Raw genomic sequence first — 2,529 nt, 5'->3', positions numbered from 1 at the left:
ACTCACCACTTGCAGAAGTGGGAGTCTCAACTCAGACTGAGATGAATCTGCACATATACAAATAGCAGGAATGCGCAAAAACACATCCCTGCCATTTAAGAAAAGGTGATTTAAGATAATTGCATTGTCACAAAACGGCTCACCGGATAAACGTCCATCCGGTGTTGCTCCGCAAACGGCACCATGTGAAACATTTACAGTCTGAGAATGTACGTTAAAGGAATAATGTCCGCCTCGCGCATCCGGCCACTGCTGTACTTCATCTGCAATGAAATACATCATCTCGCGGTAAATGCCATCGACATGTGCTTCATCGTTACCGAATTTTTTCGGTTTGTTCAGCAGAAGCTGACGCATTCTCTCCTGACCTTCAAAATTGTGGTCTAAGGCATCGATCAGTTCATCCATGGTGATGTCCTTATCTTCGTAAACACATTTTTCAATCGCTGCAATGGAATCTGCCATGTTTGCAGCTCCTGTGATAAATAATCCTGCGGTACTGTATTTTGCACCACCCTGCTGTACGGATTTTCCGCTCTCTACGCATCCTTTTGTGACCATAGAGGCAAAAATTACCGGATAGCGGAGCATATGGATGCCCTGCATAATGTTATAACCAGTGGTAACCAGTTTATAATGATGAAGGATCTGCTTTTTCAGAGCATCTTTAAATTCTTCAATATTTTTAAATTCCCGCGGATCACCGGTCTGCAGTCCCATGAGTTTTCCGGTTCTCGGATCAACACCGTTATGTAACACGAACTCAATCATTTTACCCATGTTGACGTATCCTGCGTCCGGAGAACCATCGGTAGATCCACCGCCCGGTCCCGGCTGGATACATCCAACAATCGTCCAGTCTCTTGCTTCCTCAATGGTGCAGCCTTTTCCAAGAGTCATCTTCATGGCTGCATAATCGTTGAAAAATCCTGGATTAGCCTGTCCTTCCTGAATCATCTTGCATCCCTTGCGGATCAGTTCCTCCGGTGTGCCTTCCCAGGTTCTCACTGCCATAACCGGCTGTGTGGTCTTTAACTGGTTGGCAGCTTCCAGACACAGATAAGACAGCTCATTTGTGGCATCTTTTCCGTCCGGCATCTGGCCGCCGACCACCAAGATCTCCCACATCGGATATCCGGCAAAGGATGTTGCATACCATTTATCTCTGACTTCATATACCTCGCAGGCTTTCAGATAGAAGCACTCCAGCATTTCCAGTGCTTCATCCTGTGTGATATTTTTCTCATCAATGACATCTTTTTTGTAGTACGGCCACATATACTGATCGAAACGTCCAAAACCACAAGCTGTGGTACATACCTCGATCTGGAAATATACATGTGCAAACCATACCATCTGAAGTGCCTGCCAGAAGGTCTGTGGTGGTTTTTCCGGAACCACGCGGCAGTTTTCTGCAATGGCCAGAAGTTCTTTTTTTCGTTTTTCATCGGTGCAGGAAGCTGCCTGACACTTTGCTTCTTCTGCCATCCGGTGTGCATATGTGATCAGTCCCTGACACTGGATGATGCATGCTTTCCAGTAATCGATCTTCTCCTGATCTTCTTTTCCTGTGCTGACGGTGTTATCAATATTTCTCTGACACTCCTCCATGTAACCACGGATTCCAACAGTCAGAAGTTTTTCATGGTCACAGGTGGTCTCACCGGAAACACCGTTTCGCAGACCGACGGTAATGATATCGTCCTGAATACATTCTTCAATGTGTGCCGGAAGTGCTGTTTTGCCAGAAGTGAGATGTCAGAGATTCCGCTTTTGGAAACAAATCAAAAAATCAGTGCTGTGTCAAGAGCCGTTGGTTTTTCTACTACTGCTTATTACGAAAAATTTTTCCGGGAATGGTTCGGGCACAGTCCGCAGGAACATCGGGATCTGTTTCAAGATTACATTTTAAGTGAACAGAACCCTTCCCGTTTTCAAACACTGTCCGAAAATCAGTCTGTCAGCATTATTACCAGAAGTCTGGCAGAGCGAACCGACCATGAGATCAGTCCGGCGATCCGTCATACGCACATCCGTGTATCCGTTGATCCGAATCTGCCTGTCATTCTGGATCTGAACCGCACCTTTGTCGTTGTAGTTTCCACTGAAGATTATCATGCCATGGGAGAACGCTTATTCAACGCGTTGTATGAGCTGAATATTTCCAAAATCCAGCTTTTTCTATCTTCTGGAGATAGTGAAAGTTCCCTTGCACTGGTTGCTAACCGTTTCCAGTTTATGGGATATGAGGTGATGATCCAGACTGAATCGACTGAAAAATACCGTACCTCTGCTGCCTGTGATTCTATCGCTGCAGCAATCCGTATTTTCCGGCGCAGTTTCCGCTTCAGGAAAAATGGCTACATCTGCTGAATACAGAGCCGCAGACACAGATTGGAATTGAAAAGGCAGATACAGAGCTGCATATCAGTGCTTCGATTCATGGGGCGGGGATTAATGTGATTGTGGTGAAGCAGGTATAAAAAAGTGTCTTCGACACGTCAACTCCCCTGCCCCTCAATCATGAGG

2 protein-coding genes are annotated in these 2,529 nt (G+C 45.9%); one reads left to right on the top strand and one right to left on the bottom strand.

Going from position 1 to position 2,529, the window contains the following annotated elements; genetic code table 11:
- The coding region (locus LG34_RS10270; RefSeq protein WP_242979868.1) for a pyruvate formate lyase family protein at nt 1–1,683 on the bottom strand (1,683 nt) is incomplete at its 3' end.
- Here LG34_RS10270 and LG34_RS10265 point away from each other — a divergent pair.
- A complete protein-coding gene (locus LG34_RS10265) occupies nt 1,645–2,373 on the top strand; it encodes a hypothetical protein (RefSeq protein WP_109215962.1) in 729 nt (242 codons plus the stop codon). The two genes, LG34_RS10270 and LG34_RS10265, sit on opposite strands and share 39 nt — an antisense overlap.
- The last annotated feature ends 156 nt before the right edge of the window (nt 2,374–2,529 follow it).

It is taken from the genome of Eubacterium ramulus (genome assembly GCF_003122485.1).
GTDB classification, from domain to species: domain Bacteria; phylum Bacillota; class Clostridia; order Lachnospirales; family Lachnospiraceae; genus Eubacterium_I; species Eubacterium_I ramulus_A.
Note: the sequence above shows the minus strand (reverse complement) of the source record. Positions and strands in the feature narration are given on the sequence as shown.